Annotated in this window: 26 protein-coding genes and 1 pseudogene; 12 read left to right on the forward strand and 15 right to left on the reverse strand. The window is 67.0% G+C overall.

Features of this window, described 5'->3' with window-relative positions; all coding sequences use genetic code 11:
• The first annotated feature begins 21 nt into the window (after positions 1 to 21).
• Both AQ619_RS14350 and AQ619_RS14355 read left to right on the forward strand, forming a co-directional pair.
• A complete protein-coding gene (locus tag AQ619_RS14350; protein ID WP_084746057.1) occupies positions 22 to 612 on the forward strand; it encodes a response regulator in 591 nt (196 codons plus the stop codon).
• The gene (locus AQ619_RS14355) at positions 609 to 1,073 is read left to right on the forward strand and encodes a hypothetical protein (protein WP_062149039.1); all 465 of its coding nucleotides are present in this window, start codon (positions 609 to 611) and stop codon (positions 1,071 to 1,073) included. Before AQ619_RS14350 ends, AQ619_RS14355 begins: the two co-directional genes overlap by 4 nt.
• Positions 1,074 to 1,119: 46 nt before the next feature.
• Here the strand turns inward: AQ619_RS14355 and AQ619_RS14360 are convergent, their stop codons facing one another.
• The 4 genes from AQ619_RS14360 to AQ619_RS14375 all read right to left on the reverse strand — a co-directional run bounded on the left by AQ619_RS14360 (position 1,120) and on the right by AQ619_RS14375 (position 4,293).
• Positions 1,120 to 1,734 carry a hypothetical protein gene (locus AQ619_RS14360; RefSeq protein ID WP_062149043.1) on the reverse strand — a complete coding sequence of 205 codons (615 nt, stop codon included), beginning with the start codon at positions 1,732 to 1,734 and terminating at the stop codon, positions 1,120 to 1,122.
• Positions 1,735 to 1,806: 72 nt separating this feature from the next.
• On the reverse strand, positions 1,807 to 2,817 hold the full coding sequence (locus tag AQ619_RS14365; protein ID WP_257720846.1) for an NAD(P)H-dependent flavin oxidoreductase: 1,011 nt from the start codon (positions 2,815 to 2,817) through the stop codon (positions 1,807 to 1,809).
• A 75-nt stretch (positions 2,818 to 2,892) separates the two neighbouring features.
• The gene (locus tag AQ619_RS14370; protein WP_062149050.1) at positions 2,893 to 3,312 is read right to left on the reverse strand and encodes a lysozyme inhibitor LprI family protein; all 420 of its coding nucleotides are present in this window, start codon (positions 3,310 to 3,312) and stop codon (positions 2,893 to 2,895) included.
• An 18-nt stretch (positions 3,313 to 3,330) separates the two neighbouring features.
• A complete protein-coding gene (locus AQ619_RS14375; protein WP_062149054.1) occupies positions 3,331 to 4,293 on the reverse strand; it encodes an acetyl-CoA carboxylase carboxyltransferase subunit alpha in 963 nt (320 codons plus the stop codon).
• 275 nt (positions 4,294 to 4,568) lie between these two features.
• Between AQ619_RS14375 and AQ619_RS14380 the strand changes: the two genes are divergently transcribed.
• The 3 genes from AQ619_RS14380 to AQ619_RS14390 all read left to right on the forward strand — a co-directional run bounded on the left by AQ619_RS14380 (position 4,569) and on the right by AQ619_RS14390 (position 6,728).
• Positions 4,569 to 4,769, forward strand: a complete 201-nt coding sequence (locus AQ619_RS14380; protein WP_062149057.1) for a hypothetical protein — start codon at positions 4,569 to 4,571, stop codon at positions 4,767 to 4,769.
• 101 nt (positions 4,770 to 4,870) lie between these two features.
• Positions 4,871 to 6,244, forward strand: a complete 1,374-nt coding sequence (locus tag AQ619_RS14385) for a cytochrome P450 (RefSeq protein ID WP_062149060.1) — start codon at positions 4,871 to 4,873, stop codon at positions 6,242 to 6,244.
• Between the two features lie 70 nt (positions 6,245 to 6,314).
• Entirely contained in the window at positions 6,315 to 6,728 is a 414-nt protein-coding gene (locus AQ619_RS14390; protein ID WP_062149063.1) for an OsmC family protein, read from the forward strand.
• Positions 6,729 to 6,851: 123 nt separating this feature from the next.
• Here the strand turns inward: AQ619_RS14390 and AQ619_RS14395 are convergent, their stop codons facing one another.
• The 4 genes from AQ619_RS14395 to didA form a co-directional block, all read right to left on the reverse strand.
• Positions 6,852 to 7,901 (reverse strand): HpcH/HpaI aldolase/citrate lyase family protein, encoded by a 1,050-nt coding sequence (locus AQ619_RS14395; RefSeq protein ID WP_062149067.1) that lies wholly within the window; start codon positions 7,899 to 7,901, stop codon positions 6,852 to 6,854.
• Positions 7,902 to 8,053: 152 nt separating this feature from the next.
• Positions 8,054 to 9,085, reverse strand: a complete 1,032-nt coding sequence (locus tag AQ619_RS14400; RefSeq protein WP_062149070.1) for a mechanosensitive ion channel family protein — start codon at positions 9,083 to 9,085, stop codon at positions 8,054 to 8,056.
• A gap of 56 nt (positions 9,086 to 9,141) precedes the next feature.
• Positions 9,142 to 10,158 carry an N-acetyl-D-Glu racemase DgcA gene (gene dgcA, locus AQ619_RS14405; protein WP_062149073.1) on the reverse strand — a complete coding sequence of 339 codons (1,017 nt, stop codon included), beginning with the start codon at positions 10,156 to 10,158 and terminating at the stop codon, positions 9,142 to 9,144.
• 41 nt (positions 10,159 to 10,199) lie between these two features.
• Positions 10,200 to 10,406, reverse strand: a complete 207-nt coding sequence (didA, locus tag AQ619_RS14410; protein WP_062149076.1) for a DNA damage-induced SOS-independent cell division inhibitor A — start codon at positions 10,404 to 10,406, stop codon at positions 10,200 to 10,202.
• Positions 10,407 to 10,527: 121 nt separating this feature from the next.
• Between didA and AQ619_RS14415 the strand changes: the two genes are divergently transcribed.
• Positions 10,528 to 10,842: a polyhydroxyalkanoic acid system family protein gene (locus tag AQ619_RS14415; RefSeq protein WP_062151715.1), complete on the forward strand. Its 315-nt coding sequence runs from the start codon at positions 10,528 to 10,530 to the stop codon at positions 10,840 to 10,842.
• 3 nt (positions 10,843 to 10,845) lie between these two features.
• On the opposite strand, the gene AQ619_RS14420 is transcribed toward AQ619_RS14415, so the two are convergent.
• The 3 genes from AQ619_RS14420 to AQ619_RS14430 form a co-directional block, all read right to left on the reverse strand.
• Positions 10,846 to 11,250 (reverse strand): DUF983 domain-containing protein, encoded by a 405-nt coding sequence (locus tag AQ619_RS14420; protein WP_062149079.1) that lies wholly within the window; start codon positions 11,248 to 11,250, stop codon positions 10,846 to 10,848.
• Positions 11,237 to 11,437, reverse strand: coding sequence for a hypothetical protein (locus AQ619_RS14425; protein ID WP_062149082.1), 201 nt, complete (start codon positions 11,435 to 11,437; stop codon positions 11,237 to 11,239). The genes AQ619_RS14420 and AQ619_RS14425 overlap by 14 nt, the downstream gene beginning before the upstream one ends.
• Positions 11,438 to 11,512: 75 nt before the next feature.
• Positions 11,513 to 12,145 carry a TetR/AcrR family transcriptional regulator gene (locus AQ619_RS14430; protein WP_062149085.1) on the reverse strand — a complete coding sequence of 211 codons (633 nt, stop codon included), beginning with the start codon at positions 12,143 to 12,145 and terminating at the stop codon, positions 11,513 to 11,515.
• A gap of 126 nt (positions 12,146 to 12,271) precedes the next feature.
• Here AQ619_RS14430 and AQ619_RS14435 point away from each other — a divergent pair, with 126 nt between their 5' ends.
• The 6 genes and pseudogenes from AQ619_RS14435 (at position 12,272) to AQ619_RS14455 (ending at position 20,246) form a co-directional block, all read left to right on the forward strand.
• Entirely contained in the window at positions 12,272 to 13,336 is a 1,065-nt protein-coding gene (locus tag AQ619_RS14435; RefSeq protein ID WP_062149088.1) for an efflux RND transporter periplasmic adaptor subunit, read from the forward strand.
• A gap of 2 nt (positions 13,337 to 13,338) precedes the next feature.
• Positions 13,339 to 16,404, forward strand: a complete 3,066-nt coding sequence (locus AQ619_RS14440) for an efflux RND transporter permease subunit (protein ID WP_062149091.1) — start codon at positions 13,339 to 13,341, stop codon at positions 16,402 to 16,404.
• A gap of 156 nt (positions 16,405 to 16,560) precedes the next feature.
• Positions 16,561 to 18,204, forward strand: coding sequence for a phytoene desaturase family protein (locus tag AQ619_RS14445; RefSeq protein ID WP_062149094.1), 1,644 nt, complete (start codon positions 16,561 to 16,563; stop codon positions 18,202 to 18,204).
• A 133-nt stretch (positions 18,205 to 18,337) separates the two neighbouring features.
• Complete coding sequence (locus AQ619_RS14450) at positions 18,338 to 19,483, forward strand: aromatic ring-hydroxylating oxygenase subunit alpha (RefSeq protein ID WP_062149095.1); 1,146 nt, start codon at positions 18,338 to 18,340, stop codon at positions 19,481 to 19,483.
• Positions 19,477 to 19,618: pseudogene (locus tag AQ619_RS19190) on the forward strand (hypothetical protein). Before AQ619_RS14450 ends, AQ619_RS19190 begins: the two are co-directional and overlap by 7 nt.
• A 19-nt stretch (positions 19,619 to 19,637) precedes the next feature.
• Positions 19,638 to 20,246: a TetR family transcriptional regulator C-terminal domain-containing protein gene (locus tag AQ619_RS14455; protein WP_062149098.1), complete on the forward strand. Its 609-nt coding sequence runs from the start codon at positions 19,638 to 19,640 to the stop codon at positions 20,244 to 20,246.
• Here AQ619_RS14455 and AQ619_RS14460 read toward each other — a convergent pair.
• The 4 genes from AQ619_RS14460 to AQ619_RS14475 all read right to left on the reverse strand — a co-directional run bounded on the left by AQ619_RS14460 (position 20,243) and on the right by AQ619_RS14475 (position 25,908).
• Complete coding sequence (locus tag AQ619_RS14460) at positions 20,243 to 20,479, reverse strand: hypothetical protein (protein WP_062149100.1); 237 nt, start codon at positions 20,477 to 20,479, stop codon at positions 20,243 to 20,245. The genes AQ619_RS14455 and AQ619_RS14460 overlap by 4 nt on opposite strands.
• Before the next feature lie 342 nt (positions 20,480 to 20,821).
• Entirely contained in the window at positions 20,822 to 22,126 is a 1,305-nt protein-coding gene (locus tag AQ619_RS14465; protein ID WP_062149103.1) for a Xaa-Pro dipeptidase, read from the reverse strand.
• Positions 22,127 to 22,131: 5 nt separating this feature from the next.
• A complete protein-coding gene (locus tag AQ619_RS14470; protein WP_062149106.1) occupies positions 22,132 to 23,445 on the reverse strand; it encodes an amino acid permease in 1,314 nt (437 codons plus the stop codon).
• Positions 23,446 to 23,547: 102 nt separating this feature from the next.
• Complete coding sequence (locus AQ619_RS14475; RefSeq protein ID WP_062149109.1) at positions 23,548 to 25,908, reverse strand: TonB-dependent receptor; 2,361 nt, start codon at positions 25,906 to 25,908, stop codon at positions 23,548 to 23,550.
• Between the last annotated feature and the right edge of the window lie 99 nt (positions 25,909 to 26,007).

Here is a 26,007-nt window from a genome sequence, read left to right on the forward strand (position 1 = left end):
AGAGCAGGGCGGGGGCCAGACATGCTGGATAGCAGCCGAATTAATCTTAATTCCGCGAAAGTTCTGGTCGCTGATGATAACGAGAATGCCCGCACCATCCTTCAAGACATGCTGCGATCCTTTGGGGCGAATGACATCATCGCCGTCAAGGATGGCACCGAGGCCAAAAGCCTGCTGGCCAAGCAGCATTTCGATCTGGTGATCACCGACGGCGCCATGCCCGAATGCGATGGCTATGAATTGGTTCGCTGGCTGCGAAACCGCCCAAAAGACGAAGACCGTATAACCCCGGCCATCATCATCTCGGCTCACACCCGCGAATCCCAGGTGGCCGCCGGCCGCGACTGCGGGGCCAACTACATCATCGCCAAGCCGATCAGCCCTCAGGTCCTGCTGGAGCGCATCTTCTACATCTCGAACGAGCCCCGCAGCTTCATTGTCGGCGACAGCTATGCCGGGCCGGACCGGCGCTGGAAGCATCAGGGCCCGCCGAGCCAGGAAGAGGGCCGACGCAAGAGCGACCTGTCCCTCGATATCGGCGCGGCCCAGGACGAGAACCTGAGCGAGAACGAACTCGACGACCTGGTCAAACCCCAGAAGGCGGCATCATGAGCCCGGTCCGCACGATCCGTCAGCTTCCCAGTCTGAGCCGGCTGATGAAGGCCGAGGGCGGCGTCTATGCCCGAACCGCCCTGGACCAGGCTGCGGCGGTCCAGGCGGCCCATCGAGACGCCCATCTGATCCTGATCGATGAGGCCCTGGGCTGGATGGGCGAGTGGCGCGAGCTGCTCGAACCCTCCGCCTCCGACTGGGAGGCCCTTCATGAGGCCAGTGCCGGGATTATCGGCCTTTGCGACGGCAAGGCGGACGCGCACCTGCTGCGAGCCTCCCGCCTGCTCTGCGAATATGTCGATCGCTGCCGGCACGGGACCTGGTCAAAGGACGTCGCGGCCCTGTTCATCAACACCCTGAAGGCGATCGCCGCCCGGGACGCGGACCCGGCCACACGGGCCGCGGTGCTGGGGGGGCTCGAGGCGCTCGTGCCGCGACCGGATCCCGGCACCTCCACCTGAAGGGGGGGCGCGGCCGGAGCCCGGCAAGGGGAGACGATGCGCGGGCTCAGTCGGCCTTCGTCGTCCCGACAGAGGCGGCGGCCCGGGCCTTCTTCAGGCGTTCGCGATAGGCGGCCGAGCTCTTCACGAAGCCCTCGGCGTCGCCATAGTCAAGGAAGCCGGCATAGCGCTCGTGGCTGCCCTTGACCTTGAGAGCATGCTTGATCGGGCACCAGTACTGTTCGGTGCGGGCCGTGATCTCGCGGGCGTAGGCGATGACGCCGTTGCCATAGCCGCAATAGACGCAGTTGAGCTTCTGAACCGGGTTCAGATAGCTCAGCCGGTGGCGGTCGATGACCACATAGTCTCGGCGGCGGACCCGCTCTATGCCCCAGGCAGTGAAGCAGCCCAGCTGGTAGACGCTGACGGCCAGGTCCATCAGGGCCATCGGAATGACCATGCCGTAGATCAGGGGCAGGGTCAGCAGGGTGGGCCACGGCGTCTTGAAGAAGTGGATGCGCCGCTTGTGGCCGCGCTGGCTGGCCCGGACCTCGGGGCCGAAGCGCGGCTTGCCGCTCTTGAGGTCCAGGCCATGGCTTCCGGCCCGGACCGCAAAGGCGGCCTCCAGCTGTTCCTCAAGCGCCCGCAGGCGGTCGATCATCGCCTCGATCGAATCGGCCATCGGGGTCCCCTCGCCTGTCAGACCCCTTCATCGGCCATTGGGCGAGGCAGGACCAGTGATGGTTGCGCGACGTCAGCCGACCATGCCGGCCAGGCGACCCCGGATGATGGCCTCGGCCTCGGCAACCATGCGGTCAACGAGGTCCTTCACGGTGGGAATGTCATGGATCAGGCCCTGGACCATGCCGGCAGACCAGATGCCGCCATTGGTATCGCCCTCGGCCAGGGCGTCGCGGCCCCGGCTGCCGGCGACCAGGTGCTGGACGTCCTCGAACTTGGCCCCGCCGGCCCGCTCGATCTGCACGACCTCCTGGCTGACGGCATTGCGCATGACGCGGGCGGTATTGTGCAGGGTCCGGAAGATCAGATCGGTCTGGCGCTCGTCATTGGCCACCATCTGCTCCTTGAAGGCCATGGGGATCGGGGCCTCCTGGGTAACGCAGAAGCGGGTGCCCATATTGACGCCGTCGGCCCCGAGGGCCAGGGCCGCGACCAGGCCGCGCGCATCGGCGATCCCGCCCGAGGCCAGCATCGGGATCTTCACCTTGTCGGCCGCGGCGGCGATCAGGATCAGGCCGGGAATGTCATCCTCGCCCGGGTGGCCGGCACATTCGAAGCCATCGATGCTGATGGCGTCGACGCCCATGCGCTCGGCGCTGAGCGCGTGACGGACGGCGGTGCACTTGTGGATCACCTTCACGCCATTGGCCCGGAAGTGATCGACATGCTCCTGCGGCTTGTAGCCGGCGGTCTCGACGATCTTGATGCCGCTGTCGATGATCGCGGCGCGATACTCGGCATAGGGCGGCGGCTTGATGGCCGGCAGGATGGTCAAGTTGACGCCGAACGGCTTGTCGGTGAGGTCGCGGGTGCGGGCGATCTCCTTGGCCAGCTCTTCCGGCGTCGGCTGGGTCAGGGCGGTGATGAAGCCCAGGGCCCCCGCATTGGCCACGGCCGCGACCAGTTCGGCCTTGCCGACCCATTGCATGCCGCCCTGGGCGATGGGGTGCTCGACGCCGAAAAGCTCGGTGAAGCGGGTCTTGATGGCCATGCGCGGATCTCCCTGATGATTTTCAGGGACTATGGGCGCTTGACCGTAACGTCAGGCAAGAGGCATCCGCAGCCCATGCGCTGGGCTGCCTAGGGCCTGGATCCGCCCTCAGGGCTTGAGCAGGTCTTCCAGGGCCTGGGCCCGGCGGGCCGTGTGCTCCAGATAACAGATCTGCATGACGATCGGGGCGATGGTGCCGCCGCTCAACGCCCGGACTGACGCGCAGTCGGCATCGCGAAAGGCGATCCAGGCCCGCTGGGCCTTGAGCAGCGCCGCCTTGGGCTCAGGAGCATTGGCCAGGTCGGCCATGTCCGCCTTGTAGGCCTTGTTCAGCCGGGCGTCCTGAACCGCGAGCTCGGCTTCGCCGCAGCGAAGGATCCCGCGTGTATTTTCGTTGTCCGGCTTTTCCAGACAGCGTTCATAGGCGGGGCTATAGGTGACGCCCTCCTTGGACTGGGCCTGGGCATGGGCCGCGACGGGGGCAACGGCCAGAAGGGCCGCAGCGATCAGCATCGTCCGGAACATCATGGACTGGTCCTTGTCCGTCTATTGCAGGCCGACGTGGCCGATGGCGTAGAAGCGATCGGAACGTTGCTTCTTGAGTGCGGCGGAATCCAGGCCAGACAGTGCCTTGAGCTCTTCTTCGAGGGCGTCGCCCACCGCCTTGAGGGCCGCCTCGTGATCGGAATGGGCCCCGCCGGCCGGTTCCTCGATGATGCGGTCGACAATGCCGATCTTGATCAGGTCCTGGGCGGTGATCCGCATCTGGGTCGCGGCATCCTTGGCCCGGGCCCCGTCGCGCCACAGGATCGAGGCCGCGCCCTCTGGGCTGATGACCGAATAGATCGAGTGCTCGAGGATCAGCACCTTGTTGGCCCCGGCCAGGGCGATGGCTCCGCCCGAGCCCCCCTCGCCGACGATGGTGGCGATCATCGGCACTTCCAGGGTCAGGCAGCGCTCGGTCGAGCGGGCGATGGCCTCGGCCTGGCCGCGCTCTTCGGCACCCAGGCCCGGATAGGCCCCGGCAGTGTCGACAAAGGTGATGACGGGCAGGTTGAAGCGTTCGGCCATGTCCATCAGGCGCACGGCCTTGCGGTAGCCCTCGGGGCGGGCCATGCCGAAATTGTGCTTCAGGCGCGTGGTGGTGTCATGACCCTTTTCGTGGCCCATGACCACGACCGGCTGACCCCGGAACCGTCCCAGCCCGCCGACAATGGCCTGGTCATCGGCGAACTTGCGGTCGCCGCGCAGCTCGACGAACTCCTCGATCAGGCCGGCGACATAGTCACGCAGGTGAGGGCGCTGCGGATGGCGGGCGACCATGGTCTTCTGCCAGGCATCGAGATTGGCATAGGCCTCGACGCGGAGTTCCTGGGCGCGATCGCGCAGCGCCTGGATCTCGAGCTCGAATGCGCCTGGGCCAGCGGTTTCGGAGAGCTTGCTCAGCTCCTCGATCTTGCTTTCCAGATCCGCGATGGGGCGTTCGAAATCGAGATAGTGGGCGGCCATGGAGTCTCAACGTCGCCGTTTACGAAAGGGTGCGAACCTAGTGGCTCTGCCGGAAAAAGGGAACCGGCTTTGGAACGTTCCGCAAGGGCGAGGATTCATCCCCAGGACCGTCCCCAGATGGATCGCGAGAGAGTCTCTTTTGAAGACTCATTTTTATGGTGAATCGCGACATTTGGTCCTATGGTCTGTTCCTAGCTGGTCGCGAAAGAGAGCCAGCGCCTGCGGCCCCCGCCATCGAATGTGGCCCGGTCCCGCCTGTTGAGAACCGTGTTCCCATGCAGGTGTTTACATTCTTCTGCGTCGAGCCGGACGGCTCCGTTCCCCGCTTCGACGTCGCCCCCTATGCCGATGACCAGGCCGCCCGTCAGCGCGCCTTCGAACTGATCGACATGCACCACCGCTGCGACATGATCGAGGTCTGGCGTGGCAGTAAACGCATCTTCGATGTCCCGGCCCGGCGCGTGGCGGCGGCTTAGATTTCATCGGACGATGAATTATTGCCCCGCCCACCCGGCGGTGCTATCCGATGGTTCCGGACGGAGCGCCCTCCCCGGCAGCTCCCGATCCGGAGTTCGCCATGGACGCCCAGGTTTCCAAGCCGCTGATCCCGCCCGCGCCAAAGGTTCACGCCAGGGACCTGACTGATCTGGGTGCCGCCTGGGCGATGATGCGCAACATGGTCGGAGCCTGGTCAGAGTCCGGCTTCGACACCCTGATGATCCCCTATAACTTCCTGGGCCAGCCTGGCCTTGTGGTCAGCGACCCGGCCGGGGTCAGGCAGGTACTGGGCTCCCACGCGGCGCGCTATCGCCGCCCCTTCCAGATCAGCCGGATCCTTCGGCCCATTGTCGGCGACGGCCTGCTGCTGACCGAGGGCGAGATCTGGCGACGGCAGCGCAAGGCCCTGGCGCCAGCCTTCACGCCCAAGGCCGTCGAGACCCTGCTGCCGCACTTCATGGCCGCCGGCCAGACCCTGGCCGAAGGTCTGGCGGGCCAGGACCGCGTCAATCTGAGCGAGACCTTCCATCGGGCCACACTCGATGCCGTCCTGCGCGCCCTCTTCTCTCGCGCGGCCAGCGGCGAGGGGGCGCAGCTCGGTAAGATCGCCCGCGACTACCTGCAGGGCCAGGCCAATGTGAACCTTTTCGATCTTCTGGCCCGTGCGCCGGGCGATTTCGGCTTTGCCGAACGGCCGCGACGGACCGTAGGTGCCCGCTGGATGACGGCCGTCACGGCGCTGATCGACGCTCGCAGAGCCGACGCGCCGCAGTCGCAGGGGCGCGATCTGCTGGACAGCCTCCTGGCCGCGCGCGACGAGGACGGCCGCCCCCTGCCCGACCTGGAAATCCGCGATCAGTGCGGGACCATGCTGGCAGCCGGTTTCGAGACCACCTCGCGCCTTCTGTTCTGGGCGACCTATCTGCTGGCCCTGGACTCCGCGACCCAGGCACGGGTCCGCGCCGAAATCCTGACCTTTCCGCCGGACAGGATCCGGTCCCTGGAGGATCTGTCGGCCTGGCCCCTGACCCGATCGGTCCTGCTGGAGACCCTGCGGCTCTACCCGCCCGCCCCGATGATGAGCCGCGAAGTGATCGCTGAGGACGAGATCCAGGGCTGCAAGGTTTCGCCCGGCCATGTGATCACCATCAGCCCGTGGCTGATCCATCGTCATCGCAAGCTTTGGGATCAGCCGACGGCCTTCCTGCCCGAACGCTTTATGGGCCACCCCTCGCCCTGGGGGATGGACGCCTTCATCCCGTTCGGGGCCGGTCCCCGGGTCTGTATCGGGGCCAGCTTTGCCATGGCCGAGAGCCAGATCCTGCTCGGCAGCCTGCTATCGCGATTCGAGGTCAACATGGCTGACGACCGGCCGGTCATACCCGTGGCCCGGATTTCACTGGGGCCCGATCGCGAACCGGACTTCCGGCTGACGCCGATCCGGCGGACATAGACCCAAAGCCGGACCTTGCGGTGCGCGCAACGACACCCAAGCTTGGTTGAACGCCGCAAGGACCCTGCCCATGACCGATACCCCTCGCCCCAGTGCCATCGCCGCTGACAGCGGCCACGGCGGCCTGCAGACCTTCGTAACCGCCGGCCCGACCAGTCTGGTGGCCGATGTGAAGGTCTCGGCCGGCGGTCTGGATCTGGGACCTGACCCGCATGACCTGGTCGCGGCGGGCCTGGCGGCCTGCACGACCATGACCCTGCGCCTCTACGCCAAGCGCAAGAACTGGGCTCTGGGCGCGGTGCATGTGGAGGTGCGCAGCAGCCGGGAGCCCGACATGACGCCGCCGGAGCGGTTTGATCGCGAGATCACCCTCGACGGCGATCTGGACGCCGAGCAGCGCGAACGCCTGCTGGCCATCGCCGAACTGTGCCCGATCCACAAGCTGCTGACCCAGGGGGCGCGGGTGGTGACGACGGTGGGGTGAGGTTGAAAGACTTGCCCCCTCCGCGCCTTCGGCGCTCCTCCCCCGGAGGGGGAAGATGAGATCGTCTTCCCCCTCCGGGGGAGGACGGCTGCGAAGCAGCCAGGAGGGGGCAAGTGCTAGCCGCTAAAACCCATATAGCGCCGCATACTCCGCATCCTTGCCCGCGATCTGGCGCGCGCAGTCGACCATGACCTTGGCCTGTTTCCAGGTGGCGTCGTCCTGCATCTTGCCGTCGAGCATGGCGACGCCCGTGCCGTCGGGCATGGCTTCGAGGATGCGCTTGGCGAAGATCACCTCGTCAGGGGCCGGGCTGAACACCGACTTGGCGATGGCGATCTGGCTGGGGTGCAGGCTCCAGGCCCCGGCGCAACCCATCAGGAAGGCGTTGCGGAACTGCTGCTCGCAGGCGACCGGATCATCGATCGCACCGAACGGACCATAGAACGGCTTGATGCCATGGGCGGCGCAGGCGTCGACCATCTTGGCGAAGGTGTAGTGCCACAGGTCCTGCTGCACCGAAGCGCGGGGCGCGCCGTCGGCATGCGGGTCCTCGATGACGCGATAGCCCGGATGACCTCCGCCGACGCGGGTGGTCTTCATGGCCCGGCTGGCGGCGAGGTCGGCCGGGCCCAGCGAAATGCCCTGCATGCGGGGGCTGGCCGCCGCGATCTGCTCGACATTCATCACGCCCTCGGCCGTCTCGAGGATGGCATGCAGCAGGATCGGCCGGGTCACCCCATGCTTGGCCTCCAGCGAGGCCAGAAGCTGGTCCATGTAGAAGATGTCCCACGGCCCCTCGACCTTGGGCACCATGATCACGTCGATCTTGTCGCCGGCCTTTTCGACGATGGTCGAGACCTCGTCCAGGTGCCAGGGCGAGTTGAGGCAGTTGATCCGCGTCCAGAAACCGACGCCCAGGGCCTTGAAGTCGATGGTGCGGGCCATGTCGATCAGGCCGGCCAGGGCCGCGCCCTTGGCGTCGGCGGGGATGGCGTCTTCGAGATTGGCCAGGATCACATCGACGGTCGGAGCGATCTCGGGAAGTTTGGCGCGCACCTTGTCCAGGTGCGGCGGCACGAAGTGGATCATGCGTTCGACGCGGGCCGGCAGATCGCGATAGGGCGTCGGCGCACCGATGGCCAAGGGTTTGAAAAAGCCTCGCGCGGTCTTCATCGGTCGCTCCCCGTCATGGATTGGCGCGTGTCGGACACCCAGACCGGTGGCCATTCTTCACTGTCGCGCCTGCTGTTCTTTTCGCAGTTGCGAGAAGACTGCGGCGACGCGTCAAGGGCGTCAAGGCCTCAGCTTATCAGCGTTCAGAAACCTCAGCCCTTGGACGGTGCTGCCGGGGGCGACGGCGACAGGGGGGGATCGTCAGGATCCTCGCGTTCCAGATCCAGGGCGGCGTCATTGCTGGAGCCGGGCTTGGCGGCCTTGGCCTTGCGGCGGCGGGCGGCGGGCTCCAGCTTCAGGCTGGTCAGGGCGTCCTCGCCCTCCTCGCCGAACAGGCCCCGCACCCGGAGGTCGCGCTGCGGATAGGGAATTTCGATCCCGGCCTCGCGCAGGGCGTCGTCGATGGCCCAGGTATAGGCCGCAAAGATCGCCGCCGGGCGGCGCACCGCCTCGACCGTGGGCCAGACGATCAGCTCGAACTTCAGGGCGTGTTCGCCATAGCCGACCAGCCAGACCTGGGTGCGCCGCACGGCATCGTCCGGCGAGGTGAAAGGTACGCTCCGGGCGGCCTTCAACACCGCCTCGCGCACCTTCTGCTTGTCGACCCCGAAGGCAGTGACGAACGGCACCCGGATGCGGCGGTTGGTGTTGCGCAGGGTCCAGTTGATGACGAGGTCATTGACCAGGACCGAGTTGGGCACGATCAGGTCGGTGCTGTCATTGGTGCGGATGCGGGTGGCGCGCGGACCGACCTCATGCACCACACCGCGCTGGCCATTGGGCAGTTCGACGAAATCGCCCACTGCCACCAGCCGCTCGAACACCAGCGAAATGCCCGAGGCGAAGTCCTTGACCATGCCCTGCAGGCCCAGACCGACACCGACGCCCAGGGCACCGGCGAACACGGCCAGAGAGGTCAGGTCCAGACCCATGGTCGAGAGGCCCGCCACTAAGCCGATGATCACCAGGCCGTAGGTCAGGACCTTCTCGACGATGTAGAGCGAGGCGGCGCTACCGGCCGCCCGGGCCCGCAGGCGCTGCAGGCCCGCTGCCGTCAGACGCGAAGCGATCAGGGCGGCGGCGATGATCAGCAGGGCGGCCGCAAGGCCGCCGACCGTCACTGAGGCCTTGCCCAGCTTGACCAGTTCGAAGGTGTCCAGGCGTTCCAGGGGATTCTCGGCCATGGCCTAGTCTGGGCCCCGCTGCCGCATCGGATCAAGGGGGTCCCGGCGCTTGCCGATCAGTCTAGCCAAAGCCCCGACCGTTCCATCCCGTCACCCCAAAACCCCGCCTTCGGTGGCGTGATGACTCCACCCTCGACCCGCAGACCCCCGGGGTGATCCACCGCCAGCCACCAGGGTCCGTCGAGATCGGCGTACTGGCATCCCCCCGCCAGGTGCAGGGCCGGGGCGATCCCCAGGGACGAGGCCACCATGCAGCCGGTCATCAGCTGGAAGCCCAGGGCACGGGCCTGTTCCAGCATCCGTACGGCCTCGGTCAGGCCGCCGGTCTTGTCGAGCTTGAGATTGACGGCCTGATAGCGCCCCCGCAGGGCGGCGAGATCGCCGCCGACATGCACCGACTCATCGGCGCAGATGACATAGGGCGGATCATAGCCGTCCAGGGGATCATCGGCACCGGCCGGCAGGGGCTGTTCGACCAGGGCAATCGGCAGGTCGGCCAGCAGCGCGCGCAGGCCATGCAGGACCTCGAAAGTCCAGCCCTCATTGGGATCGACGATAAAGCGGCTATTGGGCGCGGCGGCGGCCACGGCGCGCAGGCGGGCGGCGGGATCCTCGGCGGACAGCTTGATCTTGATCAGCGGCGCGTCAGCCACGGCCAGGGCCGCCGCGCCCATGGCTTCCGGCGTATCCAGACTGACGGTGACGGCGGTGACCAGGGCGGTCGGGACCGGCAGGCCGGTCGCCTCGGCGACGCTGACGCCGGTGCACCGGGCCCGCAGGTCCCACAGCGCGCAGTCCAGGGCGTTGCGGGCGGCTCCGGGGGTCAGCAGGGCCAGGGCGGCACCTTCGTGACCTTCGCGCTCCAGCACCGCCAGGGCCGGCTTCAGCTGCTCCAGCACGCCCGCGACCGTCTCGTCATATCGGCCATAGGGCACGCTCTCGCCGCGTCCGACCTGGCCTTCGGCCTCGACCTCGACCACCACGACCTCGGCCGCCGTCTTGACCCCGCGCGAGATGCGGAACGGGGCTTTCAGGGGATGGTGGACGGCGCGGGAGGTGGCAGACAGCGACATGGCCCAAGGCTTGTCATTGTTCGCCAGGCTTGGCGAGACCCCTACCAGCGCCAGTCGCGACGGATCGGCGAGTCGGCGCGGCGCTCGCGGAACACCTTCAGCGCCAGGGGTCGGTCGAGCACGAACAGGGCCAGCCAGACCAGCAGAACGCCTCCATAGCTTACGGCACCGATCAGGCCGGTGGGACGCCCCGGACGGGCGGGACGGCGGGTCGGCTGGAAAGCGTGGGGCATGGCATAGTCGGTCATGGCGTCCTCCTGGGATGCCTCACTCTCGAGCCTGGCCACGTCGAAAACGGTCGCAGCTTTCGCTGCAGCAAAGCGCACCTATGTTCAGGCCGCGTCGTTCCGTTTCTGCAGTGAGTTCCCGATGTCCAAGCCGATCACGATCACCATCCCCCACAAGCTCGGCGCTGCCGAGGCCCGTCGGCGGATCGAGTCCGGCTTTGCCCAGCTGGCCAGCCAGATCCCGGGGGGCAGCGCCGATCAGGTGCAGCAAACCTGGAACGGTGACACCCTGACCTTCTCGGCGGTCGCCATGGGCCAGACGATCAGCGGCACCCTGGATGTGCTGGGCGACCTGGTGAAACTGGATATCGTCCTGCCAGGCATGCTGGGCATGATCGCGGGCAAGATCAGGGACCAGCTGCAAAAGCGGGGTCAGCTGCTGCTGGAGAACAAGTAGTCCCTAAAGGCGGCGCTCGTCGAAATCGTGCCGGCCGAGACTGGCAAACCGCCCCTCCTCGGCCTTGTGGATGTACTGCGAGGCCACCAGCCAGGCCTTGACGGGCCGCAGCGTCCCCAGGCACCCCGCCAGCAGGGCCGGGAACACGGTGACGAAATGCACCCAGACCGGCGGGTGATAGGCGATCTCGATCCAGGCAAAGACGCCGATCACCACGATGCCGACGCCGCTCATCACGAAAAAGGCCGGACCGTCGGCCGGGTCGGCGAAGGCGAAGCTCAGGCCACACCGGTCACAGGCCGGGGCCAGTTTCAGGAAGCCCCTGAACAGCTTGCCCTCGCCGCAGCGCGGGCACCGGCAGCGCAGGCCTGAGAGAACCGGCGGGATCGATCGCTCAGGCGTCGTCATCCTCGTGCTCCGCCTCATCGTCGCCGTCGCCGCCGGTCGCCAGCTCCAGGGAGTCGATGATGTCGTCCATCTGGTCGGCGGTGATCGAGACATAGAGGGTGTCGCCGCCAATGGCCGAGACCAGCAGGCGATAGCCGTCCTCGGTCTCCTGCAGGCTGAAGGACTGGAGGGGCTGCAGCTTGGCCATCGGGGTCTCCGGTAAAATCAAGGCGCGGATATAGGCCTCCGGGACCGACTTTGCCACGGCCAGGCGCAGGCGTGCCTACTTAAGGGCACCCCGCCGCAACATGGCGATGTGGGCGTCGATGAGCGCCTCACGGTCGACCCAGGGAAACTCCGACCGCGCGATCAGCAGGGACACCAGGCCATGCAGCCCCGCCCACAGGGTCTGGGTGGCCAGTTGCGGATCATCCAGCACGGTCAGGCCCGCCGCCTGATACTCTCCGACGATGTCACGGAACATCGCGAAGGCGTCGAGGCCCGCCAGCATGGGCAGGCTGTCGCGCTTGTCGAAGCCGTGGCCGTGCGGCCCCTTCTCGATCATGAAGGCGACCCGATAGGCATTGGGGCTCTCGATGCCGAAATCGACATAGACCCGCAGGGACCGCTCGAAATTGGCCACAGTCGGATCGCCCACCACCCTGGCGGCCTTCATGCGTTCGACCAGGACCGCAAAGGCCCGCACGCACAGCTCATCGGCCATGTCGTCCTTGGTGGCGAAATAGGCATAGAGGGCCGGTTGCGAGATGCCGGCCAGTTCAGCGATCTGGCGGGTCGAGACCGCATGGACGCCGCGCTCGCTGAACAGGGTCAGGGCGGCCTCCAGGATCTCCTCGCGGCGCTCGGCACCGTGCCCCTTGGCTTTACGCGGCGATCGCGTGGTTGGAGTCTTCATTTTCCGACCTTCATCACCCCGTGGCGAGCTTGACAAGCGGCAACAATCTATCACTGATAACTTATCATTGATTGACATGGAACCCGGACGATGCGGCGCTCTCCCCAGCCCCTTCTCCAACCTGCCATGCGCCCCTGGGTCGTGGTCGCGCTTCTGCCCTGGCTGGCATCCTGCGGCAGTCAGGGCCAGAAGGCCGAGGCCCCGGCCCTGCCGACCCCCGTCGAGGCCGTTCGGGTCGCCGCTCCCCGCAATGCCGACACGGTCTCGGCCACCGGCACGCTGGAGCGTCGCCGCGAAATGGCCCTGTCCTTCCGCATCGCCGGGGTCCTGACCCGGATGAGCGTCGAGGCCGGAGACCGGGTGCAGGCCGGCCAGGTGATTGCGACCATCGATCCGGCCAGCCTGGATGCACGGCAGCAGCAGAGCTCGGCCGATCTCGAACGCGCCCGTCGCGACGTCGAGCGAGACAAGACCCTGTTCGAAAAGGGCTATGTCAGCCGCCAGCGCCTGGACGATCGCCAGAGCGCCCTGAAGTCGGCCCAGGCAGCCTATAATGCCGCCAGCTTCGACCGGCGCTGGGGCCAGCTGGTCTCGCCGGCCTCCGGCGTGGTGCTGGCGCGCACCGCCCAGACCGGTGAGGTGGTGCAGCCCGGCCAGGTGGTGGCGCGGGTCGCCGACCTCAACAGCCCCCTGGTCCTGCGCCTGCCCCTGGCCGCCCGCGACGCCGCCCGCGTCCGGGTCGGCGACGGGGCCCGGATCAAGGTCGAGGATCTGGGCGGCACGCTGCTGACCGGCACCGTCACGCGGGTCGGCGAAGCTGCCGATACCCGCACGGGAGCTGTGACCGTGGAACTCGAACTGACCGGTCGCCCCGACCTGCGCAGCGGCCAGATCGCCAGTGCCGAGCTGTCGGTTCGTGCCGCCACCACACCGTCGGGCCCGGCCGCCGCCCAGTCCCGCATCCCCGCTGAGGCCCTGCTGGAGGCCAAGGGCTCCCGCGCCTTTGTGCTGCGTCTCGACGGCGGCGTCGCCCGCCGCACCGCCGTGGGCTTCGGCGGCTTTGACGGCGATGACGCCCTGGTCTCCGGCCTCGCCGACGGCACCCAGGTGATCACCGTCGGAGCCGGCTTCGTCAGCGACGGCGAAAAGGTGCGGGTTGTCGATCCGGCCAAGCTGGTCGGGGAGAACTAGCCGTGAAGTTCGACCTCGCGGGCGTAGCGGTTCATCGCTGGCAGTTCACCCTCGTGGCGTTCGGCCTGCTGACCATGCTGGGCTTCAATGCCCTGACCAGCATTCCGCGCTCCGAAGATCCGCATTTCCCGATCCCGATCGTCATCGTCCGCGCCGTGCTGCCGGGGGCCGAACCCTCGGAGATGGAGCAACTGGTCGTCGACCCGATCGAGGATGCCGTCGACGGTCTCGACAATATCGAAAAGGTCGAGTCGACCAGTGCCGATGGCGCGGCGGCGGTTCGCGTCCACTTCACCTGGGACGTCGATCCCGAGCGCAAATACGACCAGGTGGTTCGCGAGGTAAACGCCATTCGCGGGGCCCTGCCGCCCGGCCTGGCCCGTCTCGACATCCAGCGGGCCCGCACCACCGAGGTCTCGATCGTCCAGGTGGCCCTGACCAGCGACGTCCTGCCCATGCGGCGGCTTGAGAAGACCGCTGACCGCCTGCGGGAGCGGCTCGACCGGGTGCCCGGCGTGCGTGAGGCCAGATACTGGGGCGCGCCCGCCTCGGAGGTGCAGGTCACGCTCGATCTGGCCCGCCTGGCGGCCCTGAAACTGCCCGCCACCGCTGTGGCCGACGCCCTGAAATCGGCCGGCGCAGAGGCTCCGATCGGCGCGGTCCAGGCCGGCGAGCGGCGGTTCAACGTCAAGTCCGGGGGAGCCTTCCGCTCTCTGGAGGCCGTCGGCGATACGCCCGTGCGCGCGATCGGCGGCCAGGTGACCCGGGTTCGCGATGTCGCCAAGGTGGCCTGGGCCCAGGCAGAACCCACCCATCTGGCCCGCTTCAACGGTCAGCGCGCCGTGTTCCTGACCGTAACCCAGAAGGACGGCCAGGATGTGACCAAGATCACCAGGAGCGTTGAGCAGGTCCTGGACGAGTACGAGAAGATCCTGCCGGCCGGGGTCAAGCTGGAGCGCGGCTTCGTCCAGGCCGACAATGTCAAACACCGGCTGAAGGCCCTGTTCCGCGACTTTGGCATTGCGCTGGTGCTGGTGCTGATCACCCTGCTGCCCCTGGGTCCGCGGGCCGGCCTGGTGGTGATGGTCTCGATCCCGCTCAGCCTGCTGATCGGCCTGTCGATGCTGCAGGCCTTCGGCTTCACCCTCAACCAGCTGTCGATCGCCGGCTTCGTGCTGTCCCTGGGCCTGCTGGTCGACGACAGTATCGTCATTACCGAAAACATCGCCCGCCGCATCCGCGAGGGCGAGAGCCGGACCGAGGCGGCGGTCAATGGTACCCGCCAGATCGGCCTGGCGGTGATCGGCTGCACGGCCACCCTGATGCTGGCCTTCCTGCCGCTGATGGCCCTGCCCGCCGGCTCCGGGGCCTATATCAAGTCCCTGCCGGTGACCGTGCTCTGCACCATCGCCGCCTCCCTGCTGGTCTCGATGACCATCATCCCGTTCTTGGCCAGCCGGATCCTCGACAAGCATTCGGACCCCGAGGGCAATGCCATCCTTCAGGCCGTGAACGGCGGCATTCACCGGTTCTATCGTCCGGTGCTGCACTGGTCCCTGGCCCGCCCCTGGGCGGCCCTGGCCATCATGCTGACCCTGTGCCTCAGCACCTTCCCGATGCTGAAGCTGATCGGCTCCAGCCTGTTTCCGCCGGCCGAGACGCCCCAGTTCCTGGTCCGGATCGAAACCCCCGACGGCACCTCCCTGGCCCGCACCGATCGCGCCCTGAAATATGTCGAGCAGCGCCTGAAGGCCACGCCCGAGGTCACCTGGAGCGCCGCCAATCTGGGTCGGGGCAATCCGCAGATCTTCTACAACCAGCAGCAGCGCGAGAGCGCCACGACCTATGCCGAGCTCTTCGTCAGCCTGAAGGCCTGGGAGCCGGGCAAGAGTGAGAAGGTGCTGGACAGCCTTCGGCGCGACTTTGCCGATGTGCCCGGCGCGAGGATCAGCGTCGTCACCTTCGAGAACGGTCCGCCGATCGATGCCCCGATCGCCATCCGCCTAACCGGCCAGAACCTCGACGCCCTCAAGGCCCTGGCGGCCCGCGCCGAGGCGATCCTCAAGGCCACGCCCGGCACGCGCGACGTCACCAATCCGATCCGTCTGGACCGCACGGATCTGGACCTCGGCGTCGACGAGGCCAAGGCCGCCGCCCTCGGCGTCCCCGCCGGAGCCGCCCGCCGCGCGGCGCGTCTCGCCCTGTCCGGCGAAGAAACCGCCCGCTTCCGCGATCCCGACGGCGACGACTATGCCGTAAAGGTGCGCCTGCCGATGGACCAGGCCGACGGCGCGGCCCGCAATGCCCTCTCGGCCCTGAAGGCGGTCTATGTGCCGACCGCTGACGGCCTGGCCGCGCGCCTGGACGCCATGGCTACCCCGACCCTGAAGTCCAGCCCCGCCCGCATCGACCGCTTCGATCGCGAGCGGACCGTGACGGTCACTTCCTATGTCGCCACCGGCTTTCTGGCCGCCAAGGTCACCGAGGACGTCGTCGCCCGGATGGAGAAGGACCTGCCCATGCCGCCCGGCTATCGCCTGGGCCTGGGCGGCCAGGCCGAGGCCCAGTCTGAAAGCTTTGCCGGCCTGGGCGCGGCGGTGCTGATCGCGGTCTTTGGCATCCTGGCGGTGCTGGTCCTGGAGTTCCAGAAGTTCAAGACCGCCCTGGTCGTGGCCGGCATCATCCCGTTCGGCATCTTCGGGGCCGTGGCGGCGCTGGCCATCACCGGCAACTCCCTGAGCTTCACGGCAACCATCGGCCTGATCGCCCTGATCGGCATCGAGATCAAGAACTCGATCCTGCTGGTCGATTTCACCGAACAGCTGCGCCGCGAGGGCATGGACCTGCACGACGCCATCGAAAAGGCCGGCGAGGTGCGGTTCCTGCCGGTGCTGCTGACCTCGGTGACGGCCATCGGCGGCCTGCTGCCCCTGGCGCTGGAGCGGTCGGGTCTCTACTCGCCCCTGGCCATCGCCATTATCGGCGGACTGATCACCTCGACCGTGCTGTCACGGGTGGCGACACCGGTGATGTACTGGCTGACGGCGCGGGGGGATCAGCGGGCTTAGGTCGGCGAACACCTGCCCCCTCCGCGCCTTCGGCGCTCCTCCCCCGGAGGGGGAAGACGACCGCGAAGCGGTCCGGAGGGGGCGAGTCCGCCGAACGCCCTTGCCTATTATACACTCGTATAGCAACTTCTCCCCACACATCGGGGAACACACCACATGGCCGCTACCCAAACCCGCGACGCCGTCATCATCGGCGGGGGCCATAACGGCCTCGTCTGCGCCTTCTACCTGGCCAAGGCCGGGCTGAAGGTCACGATCTGCGAGGCGCGCGGCGTCGTCGGCGGGGCGGCCGTGACCGAGGAGTTCCATCCCGGCTTCCGCAACTCGGTCGCCAGCTACACGGTCAGCCTGCTGAGCCCCAAGGTCCTGGCCGACATGGGCCTGCACGGTCACGGCCTGAAGATCGTCGAGCGGCCGATTTCCAACTTCCTGCCGATCAGCGACAGCCAATATCTGAAGCTGGGCGGCGGACTCGAGCGCACCCAGGAGGCCTTCCGCCAGTACAGCCGCCGCGACGCCGAGGTGCTGCCGGCCTATTACGCCATGCTCGACGAGATCGGCGACGTGCTGCGCGACCTGGCCGCCGAGACCCCGCCCAATCTCGGCGACGGCATCCATGGCCTGCTGCGCGGGGCCCGCCAGGGTACCCGGCTGGCCCTGCTGAGCAAGGAACGCAAACGCGACCTGCTGGACCTGTTCACCAAGAGCGCTCGCGACTTCCTGGACGGCTGGTTCGAAAGCGACGCGGTCAAGGCCAGCTTCGGCTTCGACGCCGTGGTCGGCAACTTTGCCAGCCCCGACAGCCCGGGTTCGGCCTATGTCCTGCTGCACCACACCTTCGGCGAGGTGAACGGCAAGAAGGGGGCCTGGGGCCACGCCATCGGCGGCATGGGCGCGATCACCCAGGCCATGGCCAAGGCCTGCGAGGCCCTGGGCGTTGAGATCCTGCTCGATGCCCAGGTCGAGGCGGTGCATGTCGAGCACGGCAAGGACGGCCCGCGGGCCACCGGCGTGCAGCTGGTCGACGGCCGCCAGATCATGGCGCCGATCGTCTCCTCCAACCTCAATCCGGCCCTGCTGTACGGCAAGCTGATCGCGCCCTCGGCCCTGCCTGCCCCGTTCGCCAAGGCGATCAAGGGCTACAAGAACGGCTCGGGCACCTTCCGGATGAATGTGGCCCTGTCGGAGCTGCCGGACTTCACCTGCCTGCCCGGCAAGGTCTCGGCCGAGCACCACCAGTGCGGCATCGTGATCTCGCCCAGCCTCGACTACATGGACGAGGCCTATCGCGACGCCAAGGCGCACGGCATCAGCAGGAAGCCGATCGTCGAGATGCTGATCCCCTCCACCCTGGACCCGACCCTGGCCCCGCCCGGCCAGCACGTGGCCAGCCTGTTCTGCCAGCAGTTTGCCTGGGACCTGCCCGACGGGCGCTCGTGGGACAATGAGCGCGAGGCGGCGGCCGACCTGATCATCGACACGGTCAATGACTGGGCCCCCAACTTCAAGGCCTCCGTCCTGGGACGGATGATCCTGTCGCCGGTGGACCTCGAACGGAAGTTCGGCCTGGTCAATGGCGACATCATGCATGGCCACATGTCGCTGGACCAGCTGTGGGCCGCGCGCCCGATCTTGGGTCATGCCAGCCATCGCGGGCCGCTAAAGGGCCTCTACATGTGCGGAGCCGGCTGCCATCCGGGCGGCGGCGTGTCCGGCAATCCCGGCCGCAATGCCGCGCGCGAGATCCTGCGCGACAAGGACTTCGTCACAGCGCTGCAGCTGTCGGTGGTGGGGCGGTAATGATGGCTCAATCACTTGCCCCCTCCGCGCCTGCGGCGCTCCTCCCCCGTAGGGGGAAGATGAAGGTCGGCGCGGCTCATCTTCCCCCTACGGGGGAAGACGGCTTCGAAGCAGCCCGTAGGGGGCAAGTCCAATGACTTCCCACGCGGACCCGCAAGCCGACTGGGGCCTGCCCGGCTGGATCTATGGCAACGACCGGTTTTTCAAGGAAGAACAGGACCGCATCCTGCGTCCCTCATGGCAGATCGTCTGCCATCTGAACGACATCCCCAAGGCCGGCGACTTCCATACCTTCGACTATATCGGCGAAAGCGTGGTGGTGGTGCGCGCCCGGGACGGGGGCGTCCGCGCCTACACCAATGTCTGCCGCCATCGGGGGGCGCGACTGCTCGACGGCCCCAGCGGCAGCTGCGGCAAGGGCGGCGGCCGCATCGTCTGCCCCTATCACGCCTGGACCTATGACCTGGAGGGCCGGCTGATCGGGGTGCCGATGCGCGACACCTATCCCGCCCTGGAGCTCGACCAACAGGGCCTGGTCAGGGTCGATGTCGAGGTCTGGCGCGGCTTTGTCTTCACCCGACTGGAAGGAGACGGCCCCTCCGTTGCCGAGATGATGGCCCCCTATGACCACGAGGTAGCGCACTACCGGTTCGAGGATCTGCAGCCGTTCGGCCGGGTCACCCTGCGACCTCGCCCGGTGAACTGGAAGAACATCAGCGACAACTATTCGGACGGCCTGCACATTCCCGTCGCCCATCCGGGCCTGACCCGGCTGTTCGGCAAGGGCTATGGCGTCGAAGCCGAAGCCTGGGTCGACAAGATGTGGGGCCAGTTGATCGACGAGCCCTCGGCCAACCCGTCCGAGCGGCTGTATCAGGACATCCTGCCGGACGTTGACCACCTGCCGCCTGAGCGCAAACGGCTGTGGACCTATTTCAAGCTGTGGCCGAACTTCGCCTTCGACATCTATCCCGACCAGGTGGACTTCATGCAGTTCATCCCGGTCTCGGCCACCCAGACCCTGATCCGCGAGATCGCCTACGCCCTGCCCGACGAGCGGCGCGAAATGAAGGCGGCCCGCTATCTGAACTGGCGCATCAACCGCCAGGTCAATACCGAGGACACCGAGCTGGTGGCCCGGGTCCAGGAGGGCATGGCGTCGCGCAGCTTTACGGCGGGGCCGCTGGCCAGCTCCGAAGTCTCGCTGCGCAGCTTCGGACGGAAGATGCGGGCCCTGATCCCCGAGGCACGGCTGGACCGGCCGCCGACGGGGTGGTGAGCCCGGAACGCCCCCTCCGTCACGATGCGTATTCGCATCGCGCCACCTCCCCCGTTTCACGGGGCAGGAGGGTTCAGCCGCTCTTCTCCTGCCCCGCTTGCGGGGGAGGTGGCGCGGCACCGAAAGCCGACGTGACGGAGGGGGCGTCCGCGCCATGACCCGTGCGCCCTTCACCCGCGAAACCGCCGACACCCGACGCCAGGCCCTGGTCGCCGCCGCCGAGACGGTTCTGGCCCGCGACGGTGTCGCCGGGGCTTCGGTGCGGGCGATCTGCGCCGAGGCCGGGGTCTCACCCGGCCTGCTTCGGCACTATTTCGACGGCGTCGAGGCCCTGTTCGCGGCGGCCTATGAGGCGGTGGGCCAAAGGATTGATGCGGCGCTGGAGGCGGCAGTCGCCCAGGCCGGACCCGCGCCGCGAGCGCGCCTGTCGGCCTTTCTGACCGCCAGTTTCAAGCCGCCGGTGCTGGACGAGCAGCTGCTGGCCGCCTGGCTGGCCTTCTGGAGTCTGGTCAAGGTCAATGCCGTCTTCGCCGACATCCACAGGCGGACCTATGCCGGCTATCGCGCGCGGCTGGAGGACCTGCTGGCGGCCTGCGATCCCTCGGCGGATGCACGCCTGGCGGCCATCGGCCTGACCGCCGTGGTCGATGGACTGTGGCTGGAGCTGTGCCTGGACCCGACGGTCTTCACCCCGGCCGAAGCCGGGGCCATAGCGGAACGGCTGCTGGCCGGCTATTCGCCGACGCCGGTGTTTCTGGATTAAGCGGCGACGTGATTGACGATGCTGCGGCCCCAGGTGGCGCGGCGCTGTTCGGGTTCAAACACCTCGACCTTGGCGGTCTTGCCCTGAACCCGCATGTGGCGCGCCATCATCTCGGCGATGGCCTGGGCCTCGGCCTGGCAGGAATAGGAGCCGATCAGATCCGGTGCATCGTTCCAGGTCACATGCCAGACACCGGAGACGGGGCGCACGAAGTAGCTGTGTTCGTTGGCCATGGGTGACTCCTTGGACTGGCTTAAGCGTCGGACATACAGCGTCCGTATGACAGTGTTTCAATGCTGCGCAGCAACATGCATGTTGCATTGCACATAGCACAGGCTGCGCCAAGGCGAAGGCTGGTGAATCCGGGAGCAGGTTTGAGGCGAACGCGCCTCTGGATATCCATCCGACTTCCAGATACCCGCTCTCCCTGGCGAAGGCCGGGGCCCAGATTCAGCCCGAGCGTCCTGGGATGACGCGCCATCTGCGTTGGACAGAACAAAGACCGTTCGGGGTTCGATCTGGACCCCGGCCTTCGCCGGGGAGAGCGGAAAAAAGGAGGTGTGAGGCGGCCGTGCCTACTCCTTCACCACAACCCCGCCCTTCATGACCTTGGCGACCGAGGACAGAAGGGTGATGTCCGCCAGCGGATCACCGGCGACGGCGATCATGTCGGCATAGCGGCCCTTGCTGATCACGCCGACCTCGGCAGACTTGCCCATCAGGGCGGCCGAGACCGTCGTCGCCGACTGGATCGCCTGCATCGGTGTCATGCCGTACTTGACCATATAGGGCATCTGCCTGGCGTTCTGGCCGTGGGGAAAGACGCCGGCGTCGGTGCCATAGGCGATCTTCACCCCGGCCTTGACCGCCTTGGTGAAGCCGATCCGCTGGGCTTCGGTTGTCTCCAGATTCTTTCGCAGGGTCTCGGCCGGCCAGCCATGCTCGCGGCCATAGGCGTCGATGAAGTCGCCATTATAGATATCGGCCACCAGCCAGGCGCCCTTGGCCTTCATCAGGGCAATGCCCTCATCGTCGATCAGCGAGCCGTGCTCGATCGAGCGCACCCCGGCCCGCACGGCCACCTTGATGCCCTCGGCCCCGTGGGCGTGGGCCGTGGCATAGGTCGCGCGCTTGGCGGCTTCCTCCACGGCGGCGGCGATTTCCTCGGCCGACAGTTCCAGCTGGCCAGGCTCGGTACCGACCGTCAGGACAGCGCCGGTGGCGATCAGCTTGAGGAAGTCCGCGCCGCCGACCAGCAGGGCACGGGCCTTCTTGTGGGTGTCGGCCACGTCCTCAACCACCCCGCGCCGCATCTCGGGCGGAATGCCGACATCGGCGGCGATGCCGGTGATCTCGCCACCGCCGCCGGGCGTGGTCATATAGGCTCCGGCCACCGACATGCGCGGCCCGGGAACCAGCCCCCTGTCGATGGCGTCGCGCAGGGCGACATCGCTGAAGGCCCGCCACGACCCCACGTCACGCACGCTGGTGAAGCCGGCCATCAGGGTCGCCCGGGCATGGGCGGCACCGATATAGGCCTGCTCGGCGGCTGTGGTCAGAAGGGGTTCGGCGATATTGTCGGTCTGCTCCTGGTCGACCAGATGAGTATGCATGTCCATCAGGCCCGGCAGGACGGTATAGGCGCTCCAGTCCAGCACCGGGCCGTCGGAGGGGGCCCCGGTCCAGGGGGCGACGGCTGCGACCCGCTCGCCCTCGATGCGGATCAACTGGTTGGTCAGAACCTTGCCGGCCTCGGTATCGATCAGCTTGCCGGCATGGACATAGGTCGGCTTGGTCTGGGCCAAGGCCAGGGTGGGCACCAGAAGGGCGAGGCTTGCGGTCAGGGCCGCGCCAGCAAGGCAGGTCAGTCGCCGCAGCATGTCGGTCACTCCGCAGGGGGCGCGACGGCGACCCGCTTGATCAGCCAATGGACCGGCAGTCCCACCACCAGCAGGACCAGACTCCAGAGACTGGCCTCGCCGGCGCCATAGAGGGTCCAGAACGAATAGAGGGTCGCGATGATCGCCACCACGGTGAGCACGCGCGACGGCTCCATCTGACCCCGCCCCTGCAGCCGCAAGGCCGCCGCAGCGCAGAACAGATAGGCGAACAGCGAGATGGCCGTGGCCAGCAGGGCCATGAAGGTGAAGAGTTCGACCATGGACTTGCTGTAGTTCATCGCCACCAGCACGGTCAGGAAGACGCTGGACAGCAGATGGGCCCGGACCGGGGCACCTCGCCTTGAGGTCTTGGCCAGAAAGGCCGGAAACACCCCGCCCTTGGCCATGGCATAGGGCACTTCGCCCTGCAGCAGCATCCAGCCGTTCAGGGCCCCGAAGCCGCTGATCGCCGCAAAGCCCGCCAGGACCAGCCGGGCGTCGCCACCACCATGCAGGCCGACGAAATCAGCGAACGGGGCATTGGAGGTCTTGAGCATGTCGGCCGGGGTCAGCAGAACCACGGCCGAACAGACGACCAGATAGATGACGCCAGCGAAGGCCGTGCCCACCAGGGTGGCGCGGGGAATGCTCCGCTCGGGATCGACGACCTTGCCGGCCGGGACGGTGGCCGACTCCATGCCGAGCAGGGCCCACAGGGTCAGGGTGGCGGCGGCGGTAATCCCGACCGGGGTCAGGTCCTGGGCGTGGAACGGCAGGACGGTGGAGCCGCCGGTCTTGCCCAGCACCACGGCCGCCAGCAGCAGCACGCCCAGCAGGGGCAAAAGTTTGAGGACGGTGGTGACCACCTGCAGGCCGCCCGCCAGGCGCGCGCCGAAACAGTTCATGAGCGTCAGGCCCCAGACCATCGCCAGGGTGATGGCGCAGTGCAGGCCGGTCTGGGTGGCGATCTGCGGATAGAAGACGCTCAGATAGCTGACCGTGCCGGCGGCGATGGCCGCATTGCCGACCCAGATCGAGATCCAGTAGCTCCAGGCCACCATGAAGCCGGCGGCGGGGCCAAAGGCTTCCTGGGTGTAGATGTAGGGTCCGCCGCCCTGCGGAAAGGCCTTGGCCAGGCGGGCGAACACGAAGGCCAGGCAGAGCGCGCCGCCGATGGTGAGGATCCAGCCCGCGACGGCATTCCAGCCATAGGGAGCCAGGGAGGCGGGCAGCATGAAGACGCCCGACCCGATCATGTTGCCCACGACCAGGGCAACACACATCCAGAAGCCGAGGGCCTTGGGTTCAACGACCTTCACGAAAACACACCCTTTTGGCTTGTCCCGGCGATACGGCAGTCCGGCGCAGCCGAAGCCCGGTCGCAAACGAAAAAGGGGCGGCCCTGCGGCCGCCCCTTTCCCCTAGAACTTGCGGCCGATCTTCACGCCGACCGTTCTGGGCTGGTTGGGCGTGATGTAGGTCTGGGCACCGCAGACGCTCTCGGCGCATTCGGCATAACGGCCCAGGCTGGCGCGCTTGTCTGTGAGGTTCTTGATGTACAGGGACATCGACCAGTCGGCCCGCACGACACCGCCGGACACGTCCAGCAGGGTATAGCCCGCCTGACGACCGATGATGGCGCGTTCCTTCAGGCGCAGGTCCGTCCAGTTGCCCGACTGATTGACGGCCGAGGCCTGCAGATAGGCCTCATAGTCGCCGACATTGAAGTCGTAGCGCGCCGTGATGTTGGCCTTGAACTTCGGAGTGACCGGCAGGGCGGTGCCGTCCGGAGCCTGCGGCGTCGGGCACACCGTGACCGGATTGCCCTTGGCGTCAGTGAAGCCGCAATAGTTGGCCGTCAGCTTGGCGTCGGTATAGGCCGCCGCGCCGCTGATCGTGAAGCCCTGGCTAACGGCCAGGGTCACGTCGCTTTCGATGCCCTTGATGCGGGCCTCGTTGGCGTTCTTGATCTCGGTGAGGCCGTTGGCCCCCAGGATCGAGAACTGGAAGTTGTTCCAGTCTTCCATGAAGACCGCACCGTTCCAGCGGAAGCGGTTCTCCATCCAGCTGGTCTTCCAGCCGAACTCGTAGTTCTTCAGGTAGTCAGCCTGATAGGGCGGCAGGGTCGAGCGGCGATTGATACCGCCCGGACGGAAGCCTTCCGAATAGGTGACATAGGCCAGCTTGTCGTCGTCATGCTTGTAGGTGAGCGTGACCTTGGGAACGTTGCCGGTTTCCTTGACGCGCTTGTCCAGGTTCGTACAGGGCGCACCATTGACGCCGCCCGTGCGGAAACAGGCCTTCTCGCCGGTCGAGCCATAGCCCTTGCCGTAGCCGTAGAAGCCTTCCAGCGAGTTGTCGGACTTGAAGAAGCGGATGCCGCCCATGATGGTCAGCTTCGGCGTGATGTCGAAGGTGGCTTCACCAAAGGCCGCCGTATCGCGGTCGATCCGCTGCTGGGCGGTCAGCCAGATGGTGTCGCTGTATTTGGGAACTTCGATGTCGTAGCCGATGCCGTCGATCTTGTAGCGCTGGAAGATCCCGTGTTCCTGCTTCTGGTAGAACAGGCCGCCGATCAGCCGGAAGCGCTTGTCGTCCGGCGTGGCGATCCGGATTTCGTGGCTTTCCTTGGTGTAGCGGTCCTTGCCCTGGATGTACTGCGACGGGTTGGCCAGGCCACCCGTGTCATTGGTCCAGTAGAAGCCGTAGCCGACCTGATCGTAGAAGTACGAATAGTCGGAATAGTCCTGACGGGTGTCGACGGTGCGCTTCAGATAGGAGCCGGCATAGGTGACGTCGAGATTGGCGATCTGCCCCTCGATGGTCATGGCCGTCTGGGTCCACTTGTCGTCCGAAGATTCCGGATAGAAGTGGGTCAGCTTCAGGTCGCCGACCTTGGGATCATAGGCATAGATGCCGCTGGTCTTGGTCCGCTGGCCCATGATCGACGGGGTGACCACCCAGTTTTCGCCGAGTTCGACCCGCATGGCGGCGCGACCGCCGCGGGTGCTGGAGCCGTTATAGTTGTCGCTGGCAATGCCGGCATTGCTGATCGTCAGGTCGTCCGCCTTGGTGGCGGTGCCGCGGCCATAGGTGCGCGTGCCCTTGACGTTGTCGATATAGCCGGCGGCTTCCTCGTTCCAGCCGACCAGACGCACCGCGACGGTGTCCGACAGCGGCAGGTTGACGAAGGCCTCCTCGACATGGCCGGTATCGTCGCCGTCGACGATATTGCCCTCGATGTCGATACCGGCTTCGAAGCCGGCGGTGCTGGGCTTGTTGGTGATGACGCGCAGCGTGCCGGCCTGCGAGCTGGCACCGTACAGCGTGCCCTGCGGACCGGCCAGGGCCTCGACCCGGGCGACGTCATAGACGTGAACATCCAGAGCGCCCTGGATGGTGCTGATCGGTTGTTCGTCGAGATAGACGCCGACGCTGGGCAGGGACCCGGAGTGGTTGCCGTCGCCGCCGCTGGCCACGCCGCGCATATAGACCTGGCCGAAGCCCGGCCCGGCCGTCGTGAACGAGACGCTGGGCAGGTACTTCACATAGTCGACGAAATTGCCGACCTGCAGCTGCTCGAGCTTGGCCTCGCCCATGGCCTGAATGCTGACCGGCACGTCCTGCAGGTTCTCGGATCGCTTCTGGGCGGTCACCACCACCTCGTCCAGCGATACAGACTGGCTCTCCTGGGCCGAGGCGGCCACGCTGGTCAGCATGGTCGAAGCCAATAGCGCGGCCGAGTAGACCCCCGCTCTCTTGATTGTCTTAGTCGTCTTCATGGTCGCTCCCCGTACCATTTTAAGCCAGGGATGTTCGGCCGCGTCCCACCGCTCGGCAAGACGTAAAGCGTCGGAAAAACCCGAATCTTCCGACTGTTG

The organism is Caulobacter henricii (assembly GCF_001414055.1).
GTDB lineage: Bacteria > Pseudomonadota > Alphaproteobacteria > Caulobacterales > Caulobacteraceae > Caulobacter > Caulobacter henricii.